The organism is Paraburkholderia sp. SIMBA_054 (assembly GCF_046534875.1).
GTDB lineage: Bacteria > Pseudomonadota > Gammaproteobacteria > Burkholderiales > Burkholderiaceae > Paraburkholderia > Paraburkholderia hospita.
In genome coordinates this window covers 1-232 of sequence record NZ_JAWRXV010001808.1, presented here as the reverse complement: position 1 = coordinate 232, position 232 = coordinate 1, and the positions used below count along the sequence as shown (strand labels likewise).

At 68.1% G+C, this 232-nt stretch carries 1 protein-coding gene; it reads right to left on the bottom strand.

The window, feature by feature from the left end; all coding sequences use genetic code 11:
• Window positions 1-232: Hsp70 family protein (locus SB822_RS61305; protein ID WP_410859692.1), on the bottom strand; the 232-nt coding region annotated here is incomplete at both ends.

Below are 232 nucleotides of genomic sequence, written 5' to 3'. Positions count from 1 at the left end.
CCGGACTCTTCACGCCGTCGACGGTGCGAATCTGCACCATGCCGGGCGCGTCGATGAAATCGTACGGCGCGTTTTCGGCGCCCTCGACTTCCGCCTTGCCGCGGCCCATGAAGCGCTTGACGGAGACGATCGTGTTGCGGGGATCGGTCGCCGCCTCGGCCTTGGCCGCGCGGCCGATACGCCGGCCGCCCTTTTCCAGGTAGCGCAAGACAGAGGGCAGCAACACGTGGCC